15 protein-coding genes and 1 pseudogene are annotated in these 19397 nt (G+C 31.5%); 10 read left to right on the top strand and 6 right to left on the bottom strand.

Annotation, left to right across the window (positions count from 1 at the left end):
• The first annotated feature begins 1364 nt into the window (after positions 1–1364).
• The 6 genes and pseudogenes from GZH82_RS13350 to argS all read left to right on the top strand — a co-directional run bounded on the left by GZH82_RS13350 (position 1365) and on the right by argS (position 10814).
• Positions 1365–2264, top strand: coding sequence for an Abi family protein (locus GZH82_RS13350; protein WP_203232821.1), 900 nt, complete (start codon positions 1365–1367; stop codon positions 2262–2264).
• A gap of 560 nt (positions 2265–2824) precedes the next feature.
• Positions 2825–4024, top strand: coding sequence for an IS110 family RNA-guided transposase (locus GZH82_RS13345; RefSeq protein WP_343236280.1), 1200 nt, complete (start codon positions 2825–2827; stop codon positions 4022–4024).
• Positions 4025–4289: 265 nt separating this feature from the next.
• Positions 4290–5888: pseudogene (locus GZH82_RS13340) on the top strand (IS1182 family transposase); the annotation flags it as partial.
• A 21-nt stretch (positions 5889–5909) separates the two neighbouring features.
• Entirely contained in the window at positions 5910–6569 is a 660-nt protein-coding gene (locus GZH82_RS14670; RefSeq protein WP_457853129.1) for a GNAT family N-acetyltransferase, read from the top strand.
• 694 nt (positions 6570–7263) lie between these two features.
• Positions 7264–8760 carry an RNA-binding domain-containing protein gene (locus GZH82_RS13335; RefSeq protein ID WP_162682879.1) on the top strand — a complete coding sequence of 499 codons (1497 nt, stop codon included), beginning with the start codon at positions 7264–7266 and terminating at the stop codon, positions 8758–8760.
• A gap of 977 nt (positions 8761–9737) precedes the next feature.
• A complete protein-coding gene (gene argS / locus GZH82_RS13330; RefSeq protein WP_162682878.1) occupies positions 9738–10814 on the top strand; it encodes an arginine--tRNA ligase domain-containing protein in 1077 nt (358 codons plus the stop codon).
• Positions 10815–10922: 108 nt separating this feature from the next.
• Here the strand turns inward: argS and GZH82_RS13325 are convergent, their stop codons facing one another.
• Entirely contained in the window at positions 10923–11924 is a 1002-nt protein-coding gene (locus GZH82_RS13325) for a thermonuclease family protein (RefSeq protein ID WP_203232820.1), read from the bottom strand.
• Positions 11925–12454: 530 nt separating this feature from the next.
• Here GZH82_RS13325 and GZH82_RS13320 point away from each other — a divergent pair.
• The 4 genes from GZH82_RS13320 to GZH82_RS13305 all read left to right on the top strand — a co-directional run bounded on the left by GZH82_RS13320 (position 12455) and on the right by GZH82_RS13305 (position 15147).
• A complete protein-coding gene (locus tag GZH82_RS13320; RefSeq protein ID WP_162682877.1) occupies positions 12455–12694 on the top strand; it encodes a hypothetical protein in 240 nt (79 codons plus the stop codon).
• A 219-nt stretch (positions 12695–12913) separates the two neighbouring features.
• Complete coding sequence (locus GZH82_RS13315) at positions 12914–13108, top strand: transposase (RefSeq protein ID WP_162682876.1); 195 nt, start codon at positions 12914–12916, stop codon at positions 13106–13108.
• 11 nt (positions 13109–13119) lie between these two features.
• Positions 13120–14265, top strand: coding sequence for an IS200/IS605 family element RNA-guided endonuclease TnpB (gene tnpB / locus GZH82_RS13310; RefSeq protein WP_162683076.1), 1146 nt, complete (start codon positions 13120–13122; stop codon positions 14263–14265).
• A 120-nt stretch (positions 14266–14385) separates the two neighbouring features.
• Positions 14386–15147 (top strand): DMT family transporter, encoded by a 762-nt coding sequence (locus tag GZH82_RS13305; RefSeq protein WP_162682875.1) that lies wholly within the window; start codon positions 14386–14388, stop codon positions 15145–15147.
• A gap of 165 nt (positions 15148–15312) precedes the next feature.
• On the opposite strand, the gene GZH82_RS13300 is transcribed toward GZH82_RS13305, so the two are convergent.
• The 5 genes from GZH82_RS13300 to GZH82_RS13285 form a co-directional block, all read right to left on the bottom strand.
• Complete coding sequence (locus GZH82_RS13300) at positions 15313–16065, bottom strand: amino acid transporter (protein WP_162682874.1); 753 nt, start codon at positions 16063–16065, stop codon at positions 15313–15315.
• A gap of 1 nt (position 16066) precedes the next feature.
• Positions 16067–16954 (bottom strand): ABC transporter ATP-binding protein, encoded by an 888-nt coding sequence (locus tag GZH82_RS13295; protein ID WP_162682873.1) that lies wholly within the window; start codon positions 16952–16954, stop codon positions 16067–16069.
• Complete coding sequence (locus GZH82_RS14665; protein ID WP_457853051.1) at positions 16938–17306, bottom strand: Msa family membrane protein; 369 nt, start codon at positions 17304–17306, stop codon at positions 16938–16940. The genes GZH82_RS13295 and GZH82_RS14665 overlap by 17 nt, the downstream gene beginning before the upstream one ends.
• Positions 17307–17395: 89 nt before the next feature.
• On the bottom strand, positions 17396–17602 hold the full coding sequence (locus GZH82_RS14660) for a CPBP family glutamic-type intramembrane protease (protein WP_457853128.1): 207 nt from the start codon (positions 17600–17602) through the stop codon (positions 17396–17398).
• Positions 17603–18584: 982 nt separating this feature from the next.
• A complete protein-coding gene (locus tag GZH82_RS13285) occupies positions 18585–19157 on the bottom strand; it encodes a hypothetical protein (protein WP_162682871.1) in 573 nt (190 codons plus the stop codon).
• Between the last annotated feature and the right edge of the window lie 240 nt (positions 19158–19397).

Below are 19397 nucleotides of genomic sequence, written 5' to 3'. Positions count from 1 at the left end.
TAATGTGTTTAGGTTGATACTCAGTAATATGTAAATGTTGAAGAGTGATGAAGCTTTTTAAAATGTTAAGAAATACTAAGTTTCAGAAGAGTAAAGGGGGTAATGATTCGTTCCGTCGTAAAAGTCGTAAAACACGACGTTAGACAATCCAAAATTGGATAGTCAAAAAAGTCTAACCAATTCATTTCTACCTGATGCACTAAGTTGGTGCATTCTCAGAACGCAATTTTGAGCTTTGAAAAACTACATACCAGTACATTTAATATTCTTTAATTTTGAGATGATTTGAAAAGTATTCTTTAAACAACCAAAAGTGATAAACATGATGTTCTAGGGGTAAATGAGCCATAAGAAAAGTGCTGAAAAATTAAAGTTTACAGGAGGTTTGCAAAATTACACAGCTCAAATTTGAGTACTGACAATTGGATACGCAGAAACCAAAATTGGATTGTGCAAAAGTATACGGTCAAAAAAAGGCGCTTACTATTATCCTAAAATGCCTAACAGCAAACGGATAAAATTGTCTATATGTCTATTGTCCAAAAATGGACGACAGCTAATATAAACAACACATATTTACCTGCGTACTCAATTTGAGTACGTACTTTGGTTTCATAATAATCAAAAATGATTAATATAGATCTAGCGAAAAAATGAGTAATAGCTTTTATTTCAACAAAGGGGTCGTTAAATAAGCGCCCCCCTTTTGTCATTCTCCACATTTGGGGAAACTAAAATATTGGCGTTCTTTGTGCCCCTCAAAATTGAGTAGTCAGCCAGTACATAGCACAATTTTATTTACGGCAAGTTAATGACCGTGCTGGGGAATGTTACCGCTTCAAAATGGTGAGTTCTAAGCTATCATTCCCAACATAATGGGAAAGGCATAGGAAAGCCACAGTGTGGTTTGTATAAGGTGAGGGGGCGTAAATCACGACGTCATGCGTGGTTACATCAACCATATTGCTATTGTGGCAATTCGGATATTAAATAATATTGGGAAATCTTTGAGAAGAAAACTCTGCCCCGTTCTCCAGCCCTTTGTTCATCACGCCCGTCATTTTGTGCGGGGGTCTGTGAGTTACCTACCATACTTGGACAAGTAGACAAAAGTGTCTTGTTGTGATTGTTAAACTATGCGATATATTCACAAGCGAAACCCTAGCAAAACATAGCATAAAATACAACTTTACAATTTTTTTGAAGGTTAAAGGATGGGATTCCAATAGTGGAAATAAGAAAGTGGATAAAAACATTAAAATTACCTAGCACTATTTTGTAGTTTTTAATGTATAATGTGTGTAATATCCTAAAAAAGGTAAGGTTGTACAATGTCATTATCATTCAAATCTCTTATATTTTACATGAAGTTTAAAGGTGTAAAATTTATCTATATTAATGAAATAGAAGCCATGAGAATATTAGAATTTAAAAATTATTATTACAAGCTCAATAGTTATGTTGATAACTACCCAAAACAAATAGTTAGGCATCAAAGTCAGTTAGTTGAAAGATATCAAGAAGTGGATTTTAAAAATTTAGTTGATTTAGCAAGTTTAGATATGAGGTTACGTTATATTATAATAAAATTTTGTTTGGACATTGAGCACTCAATCAAGTTAAATATTATGAGATCAATTACATATTTAGAAAACGAAGATGGCTATAAGGTTGTACAACGCTTTTTTAGTTATGTGAGACAGACGTCAAAAATAAAAGATCCATATAAAAAAATGATGGAATATTTGAGCTATGATACATATAGAAAGCTAGATTATGATAAGTATGAACAAAACACGCCTATATGGTTTTTAATTGAGCATATACAGTTTGGCAACTTGTGTTGGTTCATTGAATTTTATTATAATACGTATAAAATCGATGAGTTTAAAGAATTGAGCAAAACGGTACGATTTGTAAAAAATATCAGAAATAAAGCTGCACATAATACCCCTATATTAAATAATATTGTTTTGAAAAACCAAATTATTGGCAATAATAAAAGCGTGTTAATAACACAATATGCGAAAAGTTTAGGTATTCGTAAACAATCTTTAGATAAAAGGCTTAGTAATTACAATATTCATGATATTTTAGCAATGCTTTATGTTTACGATAAAATAGTTGTGAACAAAAATATGAGAGCACGTAGAATTGATGAACTCAATGCCTTCATGGAGTATGCTCGAAAGAATAAACATATATACGATGAACGCTTTAAGTCAGTATATAATTTTTTTAGTGAAGCACTTGCTAATTACTAATTTTTACTCTATTATTGTTATTAAGGAAATAAACTATATGTTTGTAGGCCCTGCGTCGTAAGATGTAGGGCTGAGTTTTTGTGTATGTATTATTTATATTTAAAATATATTTCTTGATGAAAGTAACAGATTATAATCTCACGCATGCAGGCATTGAATACGTATTTGAATACGTTATTTAATAAGTAATGTAAATTGATAGGAAGTACACACATATCAAAACACTGATATATCAATTATTATAGGTTAATGCAAATTAACGAAAAACACTCATTTCATCGAGTGGGAGTAATCGTGTAGAAAAAAACATACTAAGATTAGCTGTGAAGAAATTTATGACGATAGATTTCTTCACAGCTATTTTTTATAGTTGTAGAGAGAAGTAGATCGCGCAGTCCCTTGGATCTTTGAATCCGTAATGTAAACTGATCAGCTTTACTCTCCTTTTGAAATTCGATTGAAGTATGTTGGGTTTTAGAAACCGTGTATAGGAAAATGAAATGAAAAAGGCTAAGTAAAGTTAAAATCTTCTCAATTCAATAGAGAAAGGTATGATTTTTATTAACTGTTTTGGTATTGATATCAGTAAGTCAGAAAGTGTGGTCGCACATTATAAGGATGAAGTTTTCGTTAAAGAATTGGTCATTCAAAATAATCAAAATGGCTATCGTTATCTTAAAAATTATATCAAGCATCTTGATTCCCTGTTTATCCTCTTTGAATCAACAGGTGTTTATTCAAGAGGTATGAAACACTTTTGTGAAATTCACAAAATAAATTACTTAGAAATGAACCCCCTAGAAGCCAAGTTTAAAACAAATTCGTTAAGATCATGGAAAACAGATAAGTCAGACGCACATAAACTCGCACTTCTTGCCTTTAGAATGAAAGATTCAAAGGTACAACGTCATCCTGAAGAGATCTACTTTGAACTGAGAGAACGTGCGCGCTTTCACTTAGAAATGGAGATCAACCAAAATTGTCTCAAAGTTGAGTTAGTCGAAACACTACATCAAACATTTCCAGGGTTAGAAAAGTTATTTACTAACAGATATTCAAAAATCGCATTAAATATAGCTAAAGCATTTCCTCATCCTGATTATGTAAGTATTTTGACTCATGATGAATTGGTGGAAAAAGTACTTCATTCAACTGATAAAGGCATTTCAATTAAAAAAGCGCACAAGTATGCCAAAAAATTAATTGAAATAAAGAATAATAGTTTTCCGAATGTGCGCAAGTCTTCTTTCCTCCTACAAAAAGTCCAATACTTATGCGACAAACTGCTTATTGGGATAGAAGAAATGAAAGCATTTAATCAGGAAATGATTGATTTAGCTAAAAATACAACTGAGTTTGAAAATATTATTTCAATTCCTGGCATCGGAGAACTCACAGCTACATTGCTTATTGGGGAACTTGGAGATATTAGAGAATTCAAAACAAATAAACAACTGAATGCATTTGTAGGCATTGATATTAAACGTTACCAATCAGGAACTTCAAAGAGTCGAGATACGATTAATAAAAGAGGAAATAAAAAAGCAAGGCGTTTATTGTATTTAATCACTATGAACATTCTTAGGGGAAGAAATCATTATCAAAGCCATATTGTGGATTATTATTATAAATTAAGAGAGCAGCCTCATGGGAAACCCCACAAGACTGCCGTAATAGCGAGTATCAATCGCTTATTAAAGACCATTCACTACTTGATAGTCAATGATAAATTATATGATTATCAGAAAGCACCACACTAACGAAACCACATAATCATATACATCATAACACCTTATTCAAAAAAGTAAAAATTGGACGGTCTAGTTCAGTAATGTCAATTTCACTTATTGAACCCTTGACAAATCGTAGGAAAGGGGCTGGGACATAAATCCCGGCTCAAATAAAGAATCGACTAAGTAAGAAATCATTTACTTAATCGATTCTTTTTTAGATATTATTTAAAAAAAATAAAGTCCTCGCGTATAATATTGAATAACCACAAACATAAATACGGAGGAACTTTATATGTATAAAAATTATAACATGTTTCAACTTACACTTCCAATAGAAACTGAGATGTCTTTTCCTGAAAATGATATTGTATTCATTATTAACAAACTTGTAGAATCTGTTCCCCAAGAAGCTTTTAATCCATATTATAGCCAAAGAGGTCCTTCATCTTATCACCCAAAAATGATGTTAAAAATCATACTGTATAGTTATGCCCATTCTGTTTTTTCAGGACGAAGAATCGAGCATCTGTTAAAAGATAGTTGTCGAATGATGTGGCTTGCGCAAGGTCAAACGCCAACTTATAGAACCATCAATCGCTTTAGAGTGAATCCCCACATGATGGAATTTCTACATATTTTATTTGTCGGTTTAAGAGCCCAATTATTAGAAGATAAACTCATTACAGAGGATGTCATTTATATTGATGGCACAAAAATAGAAGCAAATGCGAATAAGTACACATTCCAGTGGCTGGCTAATACGAAGCGTTTTAGTCAGTCTGTCATTGAAAAATCAACGGCTTTATATGAGCAACTCGTTTCTGAAGAGATTATTCCTGAAATCAAACGTGAATCTGGGCATGAATTAACAAGTGAAGAACTGAATCAAATAGAGACGCATTTAGGTCATAAAAATGATGCGCTCACGTCTGAAATTGAAACGACTCAAGATGTAGAGACAAGAAAAACCCTTAGAAAAGAAAGAAGTAAGGTGAGACAAAGTAAGAAAGCCATCCAAGATTTTAAAGACCGTAAAATCAAATATGACAAGCAAATGGAAATTTATGGTGACAGAAAAAGTTATTCAAAGACCGACCACGATGCGACCTTCATGAGAATGAAAGATGATCATATGAGAAACGGCCAATTGAAACCGGGTTATAACCTACAAATCGCAACCCATAATCAATTCGTTTTAGCTTTTGGTGTTTACAGTTATCCAGGTGATACAAGAACGCTCGAACCATTTTTAAAATCCATCCACAATTTATATGGTGACATTCCAGAGTATATTGTGGCAGATGCGGGTTACGGAAGTGAATACAACTATACCATGATACTCGATGAATTTGAGAAAACACCTTTAATCACTTATAGTATGTATCTCAAAGAGAAGCAACGCAAATATAAAAACAATCCATTTATTACTGCTAACTGGGAATACCGTGAGATAGATGATTACTATATATGTCCTAACAAAAAGGAATTACATTTCCAAAGTTACAGAAAGAAAAGAGACGGATACGGTATTCAAAGAGATTTTAAATTATATGCATGTGAAGCGTGTGTGGGCTGTCCATTACGAAGTCAATGTATGAAGCAAAGTACGAACCCCAACACAAATAAACGCTTATTTAAAAATTTAACTTGGGACTATTTTAAAGCCTTCACAAATCAACAGCTTTCAGATCCAAAGACGAAACACATTTATCAAAAGAGAAAGATAGATGTTGAATCAACTTTTGGAAATCTGAAGGCTAATTTGGGTTTCCAAAGATTATCGGTTCGCACAAAATCAAAGGTTGAGTGTGAACTTGGCATCGCACTCATGGCAGTGAATATACGAAAACTAGCTAAAATAAGTGTTCGTTTTCGTTCGTTAATAAGAAAAAAGCCGTCAAATTCTAAAAAAATGAATTTTGACGTCTTTTTCTTAAAGGAGCTGAAGTCTATGTCCCAGCCCCTTTTTGTGTATGGTAGGAGAATGCTGTGGGAAGTTAGTTTGACATATATCAGCTACATTAATCATAATGATACTTATAGATTAAACGAAATAGAAATTAAAAAATCCTTGTATAAAATGGTTGAGTTTTTTGACGAAGTTTCATCTCTAGTTGCTTTAAACTTAATGTTCAAGTTTGATAAAAGTGACTTCGAAAAATTAAGTCAATTAAAAGAGTTATATAGTGATTTAGGTTATCCAGTCATTGAAGACAAGTTAGAAAATCGATTGAATTCAATTTATAGGCATAATGATTATTACATACTCCTACTCATCAAGGATGATAAAATTATTGGATTCAGTGGTATGTGTAAAATGTATTTTTATGAATATGATGGAGAATACATGAGAATATTAGCATTTGTAGTTAGTTCAAAATATAGAAAACGAGGATATGGTAAATTATTGTTAAATAAATCAGAAGAATTAGCTTCAAGTTTAAATTGTAAGGCGATAACACTGAATAGTGGTATCACAATGGACAGGAAAAGTGCCCATAATTTTTACAAGCGTAACGGCTATAATAATGGAACGTTAGGTTTTTCAAAACTAATAACTAAGAGCCTGTGAAAGATGTTTATATTATACCTTGCTTTACATTGAGAACCATACAATAGCAATTGCTTATAGTTGTATGTCTCAATGCAAATTACAGTGTGTTATGGGGGTGTGAAAAGCAGAAGAAAAATGAAAGAACGACCGTAAAGTGACATCTTTATGCTGTAAATGTTGAGGTCGTTCTCTAATTTTAATAACTCAAGAGTCTGGAACACAATTCTCACTTCCTTTTGTATGAATGTATACTAGAAAAGTAATAGAGGTGTACAAGGATATGCTCAAGAAGAATTGACATGATTTTTGTTATAAACTATTATTCGATTACAAACGACAACGCCCTCACTTCTTTTTAGGCAGATACGTTCTGATGTGAGGTTATTTTCTACATAATTAGGCAATGCAAAGGAACCCAAACATCTTAACTTACAGCAACAAGCTGATTTGCTTATTGATAGAGGTATAATAAGTAATAACAACCAAATGACTATTAATAAGATTGAGAATGTAGGTTGCTACAAGCTTAAAGAATATGTTTTTCCAATTTTCTAACCTCCAGAAAACCTCTAGAAATATTGGGATATAATCAAGAAGTTAAGCGAAAACCTCTAGAAAACCTCTAGAAAACCTCTAGAAATATTGGGATATAATCAAGAAGTTAAGCGAAAACCTCTAGAAAACCTCTAGAAAATACAAAGGAGTTGATTCAATGAGACAAGAACTGAAGAGAGAAGGGATTGAAATTGAATATAAAAAATCAGAGGATAAATTACCTAAATCTTTTTGGGAAACTTATTCATCATTCTCAAATTCTAAAGGTGGATACATCTATTTAGGAATTAGTGAAGAAAAAGAAGCCTTAAAAATAACAGGAGTAAAAAATATTGATAAGATTTTAAAAGATTTAACAAATCAAGCTAATGATCGCGATTACACTAATTATAACAATATTAAGGAAGACAATATTAGAATTCTAAAGGATGGAGAAGTTGAATATGTAGAAGTATACATTCCTGAAGCTCCTACGTTTAGTAAGCCAGTGCATGTTAGAGGTAATATAAATAATTCATTTATAAGAAGAAATGATAGTGACCAGAAAATGACTGGGGAAGAAATTAGGAGATATTTAAGAGATGCCAATCCAAATAACGACGCAGAATTAATTGACTTTTTTAACATAGAACATTTAGATGTTAAAACGATAAGAAAATATAAAGAATTAATTCAAGACCGTAACGAAGAACTGAATATCCTAGAGATGGACAATTGGGAGTTTTTAAAGAAATATGGGGCTATCGGTATGGACAAAAATACGGGAGAATACAAATTAAAAAAGGGTGCCCTATTATTCTTTGGGAAAGAAGAGTCAATATTAGCTCTATATCCTAACTATCATTTAGATTATAGAAATAGAATACAAGAAACATTAGATACGAGATGGATTGACCGGGTTTCTTCTGGAGAATTAAATAATATAGAACTGAATTTATTCAATTTTTATAATGTTGTTTTAGAGAAATTAGTGAATACTGTGCTTGAAAATTTTCAACTTAATGAAGATACCAAAAGAAGAGAAAGCGCAAAAAGAGATGTAGAGATTTCATTAAGGGAAGCTTTAGCTAATGCGTTGATTCATGCAGATTATGAAGATAATGTAACAATTAAAATAGAGGCATTTAAAAATCATTATGTGTTTAGTAATCCGGGAGAAATGTTGGTTACAAAAGAAGAATTTGCAAGAGGTGGAGAGACCAAAGCAAGGAACACCACTATAGTTACGTTGTTTAGAAAAGCGGGGTATAGTGAACGAGCAGGCTCAGGTGGAATGAAAATATTTCAGGTAGCAACACAGAATAAATTCAGGATGCCTGAGGTACAAAGTAATGAAGGGAAAACAATTTTAAAAATTTGGAAAATAGATTTGATTGATAGCTATGTGGATTTAAGTAAGGAAGAAAAAACAATTATTAGTTATATAGAAAAAAATGGTCTTGTTACGATGAAAGAGTTACAATCTTTAGAAGGATTAACTGAACATATTGCGAAAACGAGAATAAAAAAATTGATAGAAAAAAGAATAGTATCAAAATACGGAGATAGTAGATCAACGAGATATGGTATACAGAGAGACGGAAGTGAACTGATAGCAAGTTTAGAACACGATATTAGAAATATGCAAAACTATATTGTGGATAAAAGCAAATAAATTAATCGATTCGGCCGAGACTTCAAAAAAATAGGTTGAGTATTAGTGATGGGAAATGATAATCAACATTGCCCCTTAAATCGTTAATAGGCAATAATAGCGGTCAACAGTGGAGGTTTGATATACGCATAATGACGTATAGAAAGCCTCTTTTTGTATCTAGATATTGTTGATTAATATCGAAATCATTGAATTCTATGAAAATTTTATATTACGTTTTTATAAGTAGATGATATAAAAAGAAGTGGATTTTGTTGGATAACAAAGAATTAGAATCGCAACTTTTATTAATTAAGCAGTCAATTGATGCTTTTTAGAAGAGTTGGCACCAAATTTATAAACTAAAGATTTGTCTTTACTGTACTAAGGCTACCGAGTTAATGAGATTAAAAAGTAAGACCAAAATTTGTTTGAACTCACAGTGAATGATTTGACTGTAACATTGAAAGAATTTAAATAAAAGTTATGCGAGATTAGGGAGGCCCCACAACTTCCACATCAACAAGTGATTGATATTTTAGAATGTTATAGAAATAGTGATTTGAAAATGTTATTAGGTTTTTAGGCATAAGTACGACTAGCGTGAGATAACAAATTGAAGAGCTAAACGCCACCTACAATTACCTTAGTAGTGGGTATTTTTAAAATCATCATTGCTTTCAATTATTTAGTTAAAGTTTTTAAATAGTAAGCGCTATATCAATTCATTGTTAAAGCAGTAAGGATGTAAGTTGTTGTCAATATAGTCCATCGTTAATCTGAATGGACTGCACTTATTCATAAAACATTGGTAATGGCTATTACTTTGTCATTTTCTTTTCTGATAAATAATATATCCTCTTTTTCTTCTCGATTAAGATTGAAATACTCTGATTTTCGCATTGGCCATGTAGCTAGATACTTTTTAAATTTAAGATTATAATTAAACTCTAAATTTTTATTATGCTCTGACTTTTTATTATTATTGTTTTCAAGGAGTGAGTGAAGATAATCCACAAATTGATGCAGAGGCGAGAGAAGTTTTTAGACTTCTTGAAAGTGGGAACGATGAGTACGAAGCGTTATGGTATTGGTTCCGTGAAGTGTCAATGACGTCCTTTAATGCACTCTACAAACTTTTGGATATTCATTTTGATTACATACAAGGTGAAGCTTTTTATAATGACAAATTAAAAGATACTGTCACATTATTGGAGCAAAAAGATTTATTAAAGCGTGATGACGGTGCCTATATTGTGGAATTAGAGGATTTGCCACCAGCACTGATCAAAAAGAGTGATGGCGCTTCCCTCTATATTACACGTGATTTATCTGCTGTTTTATATCGTACAGCAACTTTTGACCCATCACGTATTTTATATGTCGTTGGCCAAGAGCAATCTATTCATTTTAAGCAGCTCGAACAAGTGACGCATTTGTTGGGATTAAAAACTGTCATAGAGCATGTTCCGTTCGGTTTGATTTTAAAAGGTGGCAAAAAAATGTCCACAAGACAAGGGAAGGTTGTATTGCTTGAAGACATCATTGCTGAAGTGGAAGCGGCAGTTCTCAAAACTTTAGAAGAAAAGCAATCTCAATTAACGAATAAACAAGAAACAGCGAGTGAAATTGCCATTGCATCTGTTAAGTTTTACGATTTGAAAAATGATCGTTTGAGTATCTATGATTTTAAAATTGATGAGATGTTAGCGTTCGAGGGTGACACAGCGCTATATATTATGTATACGTATGCAAGAATGCAATCTATTTTAAGAAAGAGTGGATATGCGAATAACGGCAAGGATAGTTTTCGATTTGAAGAGAACATGTGGGCGATTTTGAAGCATTTGAAATCTTATAATGAAGTTCTAGAGATTGCTGCGGTTAACTATACACCATCTTCAATTTGTCGATATACATTGCAGTTATGTCGCCATTTCAATAGCTATTACAATGTTGAAAGAATATTAGGCAGTGCAAATGAAGCGTCAAAAATGATGTTACTAGAGGTTGTTTCTAAAAATATTGAAGAAGCGATGCAGTTATTAGGTATTAAATTAATAAAAGAGATATAGGGAAATGTAAAAAGCGACTACAGCTTGTACTCTGAAATGATACAAAGCTGTTGTAGTCGCTTTTGTAATTAAAATCTAATTTTATATATCATGTATATGTGTAATGTATTAATGCGCTTCACATGCTTTTCCATCACGGTCTCTATCTAATCGGAGTTGATAGGCAGGGTGGCTAGCTGGAACACCGGCAGGATAAACTTTAGTGAGTTCATCACAGTTTCTGAACGATGTTTGTTGAGGCGCACTATTTTGATTTGACGGTGTGTTGACTGTATTGTTAGCAGGTGTTTGAACCGGTGCCGCATCTTGTGCAACAGAATCCGTTTGTTCAGACCATATGCCTAACTTTTCTTGTTTTGCCAACGCTTCAGCCGCTTTCAATCGATCTAAATATTTAGTATTAGGCGGGTATACATAAGCCACCTTTGCCAATCCTTCTCTAACCAAGATTTCATTGACCATTTTACCATCTACAAATACATAAGCTAAATCTCTACCGTATTTATCTGTTTTAGGACCGACATCATATTCAATTTCAATCTTTTGTGCACTACTCAGCAGAGATCTCGTTCGTTCAGATGCTTCTCTGCCAAAAGGTTGAACACCTAATCGTGGATGCTTCGTTTCAGGTGTATCAATTAATAAATAACGAACTGTTTTTTCTTTGCCTTCAATATTAAACTTGGACGTATCCCCATCAATATGTTTAATAAATATTGCAGCAACTAGATTCTCTGACGTTTTATGTTGATTTTCATCATTGTCAGAGTTATTCTCACTTTTTGATTGCTTTTCTTCAGCTTTTTTATGAGTTTCCGCATCCTTTTTGTCTTTCTCTTCCTTGTTTTTATCTTTCTTATCTGTCTCTTTTTTATCTTTATCTACTTGATGGGTTTTCGTATCATGGGATGCATTTTTATCTTTAGTCGTATCATTAGTTAAACCAACTAAAATAAAAAGAATCAGAAGTGGAATGAAACTGATTGCGTATCTCTTTGCGACAGGTTTTACAGGCAGCTTTTTAAAGTAATTCACAATCATTTTGACAAACAAATAAACATTATAAATCCAAACGAGCAATAATAGAAACATAACAATATTTCCTAACACCTTTTCCCTCATCCTTTCCCTTTTCTTTTTATTATGATGAGAAATTATGTTTGTGTAAACATTTTTTGATATAATATTATGTATTTTGCTCGGAAAATTAAAAATTGGCTAAAGTTCGAATGAGGGGAGAGCAAAGAGTGGTATTTTAATAAGTCTATAATCTTACAATTTGAGGAGAATGTAGAGTGTTTTGAAGCGGTTAAAAATATTAGGAATTACAAATGTAAAGTTTATCAACTTATTCCTTCATCAATTTAGAAAATATGCAACCTTTTGATTCTATAGTGATTTTTATATCATAACTCAAGCATAGCGTTTACAGGATGAATTACGTTTGGAAATATATTATGTTGCCTTCAGTAGTTTTGATGATGTATATTATATTTAATTATAAATGTAAGGAAGGTATGTTATGTCAAATCATTCATAGTTAATGAAGTCTTTTGAAAATGGAGTTTATCATATTGAAGCATTTGAATTATCGGATTTAAGTCAATTTGGTTCATATCCAAACCTCATGAAAGAAAAGTATGAAAAAGGGCTTTACACAAATCATTATTAACTCATTTCTAATGATTGGGATAATGGAATATTTAAGTAAACATGAGGAATGGATTTTAACTGGAATAAAAATATCCGATCCTTCAGTAGATGAAGAAACTTTAATGCAAATTAAGATGATTTTCCACAAAATAAGAGAAAATAGGAATGATTTTTTTCTTTTGAAAGAATATTTATTTTGGGCGTTAAATGAAGGTCCATTTTTATGATGTGTCTTCTTTACAAAAATAAAAACCTATGATTTCAGCACCCCTTTATCAAAAGCCGAGAATACTCGCGACTTTAGCCGTGTAGATGAATCGGTTTCGCTTGAGATATAGCTTTAACTATACTAATCAAGTGACATATGTTAAATCTATATTTAAAACACCTATAAATACGCTTTTTAACATAGACGTGTGTTAAAATTATTGAGCGGTATTTTTTGTATGTCAGAAATCCATTATGGACGTGGATACGTCTACTCTATTCATTATCATCTTGTTTGGTGTGTAAAATATCGATGTGATATTTTGTATGGTCATGTCGATATTGATGTTAAACAGTTATTGAAACAAATTGCTATGGATAATAATACAGAAGAACAAATTAGAAAATATATACAAAATCAGAAAAAGAAATGAGGTGAATCCCCATACTGCAACATAAATCCTATAAATTTAGAATCTATCCCAATCAAGAACAAGAAATCTTAATTATCAAAACTATAGGTTGTTCAAGATTTGTCTATAATCATTTTTTGAGTTTGTGGAATCAAGAATATATGACTACTGGGAAAGGATTATCTTATAATTCTTGCTCTGCCATGTTACCACACATGAAAAAGTCTGAAGAATATTCGTGGCTAAAAGAAGTCGATAGTATTGCTTTACAATCAAGTATTAAAAATTTAGAAGAGAGTTTTAAACGCTTCTTTAAAAAACAAAATATGAAGCCTAAATTTAAAAGTAAGAAAAATCCTAATCAAAGCTATACTACTAAGAATGTAAGTAAGGGTATTCAAATCATTGATAATAAAATTAAGTTGCCTAAATTAAGATGGGTAAGGTTTGCTAACAGTAGAGAAGTTAAAGGTAGAATATTACGAGCCACAATCAGTAAGCGACCTAGTGGTAAATTTTTTGTTTCAGTGTTAGTTGAAGAAGAAATTAATATTTTACCTAAGACTAATAGTAGTGTTGGGATTGACTTGGGAATTAATAACTTTGCTATTTTAGACAATGGAGTTATTTATAATAACAACAAATTTACTTACAAAATGGAACAGAAACTTAAACGTGAGCAAAGAAAATTGTCAAGGAGACGATTACGAGCTAAACAGAAAGGTACCAAACTCCTTGACGCTAAAAATTATCAAAAACAGAAGATTAAAGTTGCTAGATTATATGAGAAAGTTATGAACCAACGTGAAGATTTTTTAAATAAGATGAGTACAGAAATTATCAAAAACCACGATATGATTTGTATTGAAGACTTAAATATAAAAGGCATGTTGCGCAATCATAAACTAGCAAAAAGTATTTCTGATGTTTCTTGGTCTAATTTTGTAACGAAATTAGAGTATAAGGCTGATTGGTATGGCAAAGAAATTATCAAAATAGATAAATGGTTTCCATCTAGTCAAATTTGTTCGGAATGTGGACACAATGATGGTAAGAAACCACTCGAAATTCGAGAATGGACATGTCCTATTTGTCATACTCATCATGATCGAGACATCAATGCTAGTATTAATATTTTGAACGAAGGTTTAAGACTACATTCTATGAGACTAGCTTAAATTAAATAAACAATAACCGTAGGAACTACGGGGATAGCTTGGTAAATAAGAGACACCGCTGTTAGTAAAGAAATATACTTACAAGTATGCTCTATTCCCAAGAATCTCGTGACTTTAGTCATGAGAGGTTCAATTGGTGTGTTGCTATGGGGACTACGTCAACGTGTTGCATTAAATAATGTAAAATGGTTAACAGTAATAGGCTTCGGTCTTTGCAATTTTACCGTGAGTTATTTGTTGCTCTATTACGGGACATTTTATAGTACAGCGGCAATAGTCACACTCATATTTTCAATGAAGTCTATTTTGACGCCTATTCTCATCAGCGTTGTATTTAAAAAATCTATCGCTCCTAAAATTTATATCGGAGGTTTGTTAGGGATTCTCAGCGTCATGGTGATTTTGTATCCTGATTTGAACCATTTGTCCAGCGAGTTCATTATAGGTATTGTGATGGCAATTTTTGGAACCATCACCACTTCTGTAGGGGATGTTTTATCCTTGTTCAATAGTAACAGAGGGACGCACCCGGTTCTTGCAAATGCGCTTGGTATGGTGGGAGCTGTTCTATTTTTACTGCTTTTCACGTTAATCCAAGATCGCCATTATACTTTACCTACAGACGTGAATTTTTGGATAGGTCTTCTCTATTTATCAGTTTTAGCCTCTTTTCTTGCGTGGCTATTTTATTTGAAATTGATTAAAAATATCGGCGCTTCGGAGAGTAGTTACATGGTGGCGATGTTTCCGGCTATTGGGGGAATCGCGAGTGTATTATTGGGTGAATCCCAATTGAGTATCAGTTTAGTTTTAGGCATTGTTTTAGCTTGTTTCGGTGCTTATTTGGCATTAAAGAAAAATAGGGCACTAGACTCATATTAATGTGTTGCATATACACCTAAAAATTTAGATGAGACAATCTTCAAATTTTAGTTGATGATTAAATATTAGTTTAGATGTGTCAATATAAAGTAGCTTTTTCAGCCACTTTATATTGATAGATAGTATTTTTCTACAATCATTTAGTTCCAATTATTCGTTTTCAATTCAATATTCTAGATTATTAAAAATTCGCAAACTCAAAATGTAAAACAAAAACGAGTAAAAGGAAGTTATAAGAAATGAAAAAAATAGTTTAATAAAAAAATCGTTTAAATCAACAGCGTTGTTATAGCCGTTTGGAAAAATATACTGCATCCCCTTTATTAATGGAGCGATAGAGATAATCATAAACAAGAGGATGACACCTAAAATGGTAAATCCAGATGAAAATCTCATAGATAACAATATAGCAAAAAAAATAGCGATAAATGAAATTTCAAAAAGTCCAATTATATTTAGTAAATCATTATAAATTATAATTTTATCTGCGGGTAAGAAATTCCCTGACGCGTAATTAAAATTTTTGATAAAACTAAAATATAGAATTTCAGATGAAATAAATAATAAGATTAAATATAAACCATAAAATGAAAGTAAAGTATGCAATTTTGCGTTCAATAAACGAGATCTCTTGATATCTTTATAAATAATGAGTTTACCAGTATTGTGTTCCTCATAAAAAAGCTTACTAACAAAGTAAGACATCATTATTAGTGGTATTGCAAATTGTGATTGTGCAATTACTATACCATAATAAAAATCTAATCCAGATAGACCATTGTCAATACCACCAATTTGCATGAAATTAGTTGGAAGGAATAAAGTGATTAGGTAAAGAAAAGGATATAAAGAAAGTGCAAGGAAAATTTTAGATGAAGTAAGTGATAGCATATTGTTAAATATACTTTTTTGTAACATATTATTCCTCATTTCTTTCAAAGTAATCGAATGCACTATATAATCCTTGTTTTGGTGTATCAATATGAACAAGATTATAGTGTGAAAGTACAGATTTTAATAATGCATTGTAATGACGAGCGTCATTTGGAATGTATATAACATTTTTTTCTATTTTACTAATTATTGGGAACTCTCTTTTGAATAAAAGTATGTGCTCATTTTCGATTTCTTTATCAACTATAATCTTGAGAAATTGAAATTCATCCAATTGAATTTCATGCAACTGGCCTTCTTTCAAAAAAACAAATCGATCACAAACAGCTTCTAGCTCGTTGAGTTGGTGACTAGATATTAAAAGAGAGATGTTTTTAATTTTCACCCATTTCTTAAGTGATAATATTAAGCTTTGGACACCGTTAGGATCCAATCCAACAAAAGGTTCATCCATTATTGCTAATTTTGGTTCAATAATAAGACACATTGCTAAAGATAATCTTTGTTTCATTCCAAACGAGAAATGTTTAACTTTTTTATTACTTGCACTTAACAGTCCAACCATATCAAGTACTTGATTGATATTCTTTATATACTCTGTTTTATTATTAACATTCAAGAAGTAGCGTAAGTTTTTTTCTGCAGATAAGTGGTCATAATAAACGGTGTCAATCATAATTCCAACATTATCGAGAATATTAGATTCATTAAAGATATTAATATTGTTAATATATACTGTGCCAGAAGTGGGTTTTTTGGATTTTGCAATTATTTTCATAAGTGTTGTTTTACCAGCACCATTCTTACCTAGTAAACCAACTATTTCCCCTTCTGAAACGGTTAAATTAATATCATTTAATATTATTTTATCACTCTTTTTATATATTTTATAAATATTATTTAGTTTTAGCATGGCGATCAACTCTCTTCTTAAAAAATATCATAGATAGAAAAGTTAACGTAAAATAGAAAAGAATTATAAAAACAATTTGAGTAAATGATAATAGATTGGTATTCATTTCAACATAAAAACCGTTGCTTTGATGTGTATATGTAGAGGCAAGCTTAAAAAAATTTGGATTGTTCTGTATAGATTTAGCGGAAATTATGTAATAAATCAAGTTAAAGAAGCTCATACAAAGAATACTTGCTATATTATAAACTTTGTTGCTAAAGCATAAAAGTGTAAAGTTGAGTAATACAGGAATAAGAATAATTCCAAAAATCATTGTAATAATGCCTAAGTTTACGTTGATGACAGACATCAGAATAGATAACAAAATATTCGATATGAGAGAAAGTAAGAGAACTTTTCGTTTTGAAAACAATAAAAACAACCCCAATAAAAAGATATTTAAGAAAATTTATAGACTAATACATTGTATAACCAATGAACTATAACAGCATCCTGTAGTCTATATTTATTTGTTAGGCAATACAAAAAGATGCTGAAAGGAAATTTTGTTAGTAAATTAATAAATAAATTGCCATTTAGATGCAGTATCAAGGCAAATAATAAAGATCCTATTATAATAGATTCTTTATTATTGAAAGACTTCATTAATAAAATGAATATTAAATGACGAAATAAAAATTCTTCTCCCAAAGCAACAACAGCATATTCTACTGTGGCATCTAATTTAACTAGATATAAAGATATAAAGGAGGTGATTGTAAAAAGTACCCCTAACCTTTTAAATTCGAAAACGTCCTGGAATAAAGAAACTAAACTGGTATCAAGTATTAATTTCATAAAAATTGTTGGTATTATTACAAAAGATATTATGAAATTTATAGAAAACAAATATAAATAAAAATGTAAAAAGCTATTGTCATTTAAAAGAGACATTAGCATAATTCCAATATTAAAGAAAAAACTAGCGACTATGATTATTGCACATGATAGCAATATACATTCAAACTTTTTCATTGTATACCTCAAAATTTATTTCAGTAAAAACTAAGGAAATAATAAAAACTAATCATACCTTAATTTTTACTGAAATTAAATAGTTAAAAATCTCTAGAAATACCAATGTTTGCCTCTTCTGCCGAATTTGAAGATCCAAATGTTGATTTCATTAAATGAGAACAAATGCTTAAGAAAATTCATATTTTTCACCTCCTTATAGCTATAAAATAATAAAAAGCATCAATGATGTCAACAACAATATTAAAAATGAAACATAATTTAATCGTTAATGTAGTTGTGAGAGTCTGTGGTCTTTTGAACTAGAGGTTAAAAAATTTATAAAATTAATTATTTTTATATATTATCTGATTACTTAAGTGAGTAAATATAGAATCAAAATTTTAGAAAAACTATTTAGTTTATGAGTTGAACACATAATTCCTATATTCGCTCTTTATAAGTGCTCTGCAAATATCTAACAAAGAATAATGATAAATGAGCAAAGACGTACGAGTGGATTTCATTAATTTGTCTGATAAATTGGCGTAAAATAAGTGGATATACCGTAAGTTTAAAAAAGTGACAAATGAACACGTGAAGTCGAATATGACAGGTTTCATTAAAAGTATACTTACAATGATAGAAAGGGATTTGCTTTGAGAAAGGCCTCGGATGAACTTTTTTCTAGCCATTGATCGACTAATGCACCTTCGACGTGACAAATGAAGCGACCGTCGACCATTAAATATTCGCCGTCTTCGGAACCTTGACCGAGTATCGCGACGTCTTGATGCGCTTCCTTAAAGTGATTGCGCAAAAAGGACTTCATCTCATTGAATGCGGTAATGTAATCGTGGGCCTCTTCGTTTGTAATGCTGTAGGAACTGACTTTCGTTTGACCAGGGACGAGGCCTGTTGTATCAGGAAGGACCGCTACTGGATTGTAAACGGCAATAATGTCTCCTTCATCAGGCGAGAATGAATAGCGACTTAAAATATATTGACTGTTTTGCCAGTGCACCTCTTGATAATCAGGTAAGTCCGCATATTCTAGATAATACGTTTCGAACTGGGCCTCTTCTACTGTTTCTTTATGTAACTTCATGCTGTCGACTGCCTCTAACCATGATTTGACTTCTTCTTCCGTTTTGAAAATACCTACGACTTGCCGTGTGTCATATTGTTGTAATTCTAATAAATACATCGCGCATCGCCTACTTTCGTTAATTTGTCCCTCTATGATGATTGTATCTGTTCAAAGCGTTGTATTCAAAGAGAAATGTGCTGCGATGGTTTGAATCGTACGTTGTTGCAATGAATGGCAGATGTAAATAAAGTTGTGGCACAAGAAAAAGTAGTGAAACCAACGACAGTAAAAGTAGCAAAAGCAGAATAATTGCCAAGTACTGGTTTTATCAAAAGCCGAGAATACGCGCGACTTTAG

The sequence above is a fragment of the Staphylococcus sp. MI 10-1553 genome, from assembly GCF_010365305.1.
Taxonomy (GTDB): Bacteria; Bacillota; Bacilli; order Staphylococcales; family Staphylococcaceae; genus Staphylococcus.
The sequence above is the reverse complement of the archived record's forward strand: the minus strand, read 5'-3'. Positions and strand labels throughout refer to the sequence as shown.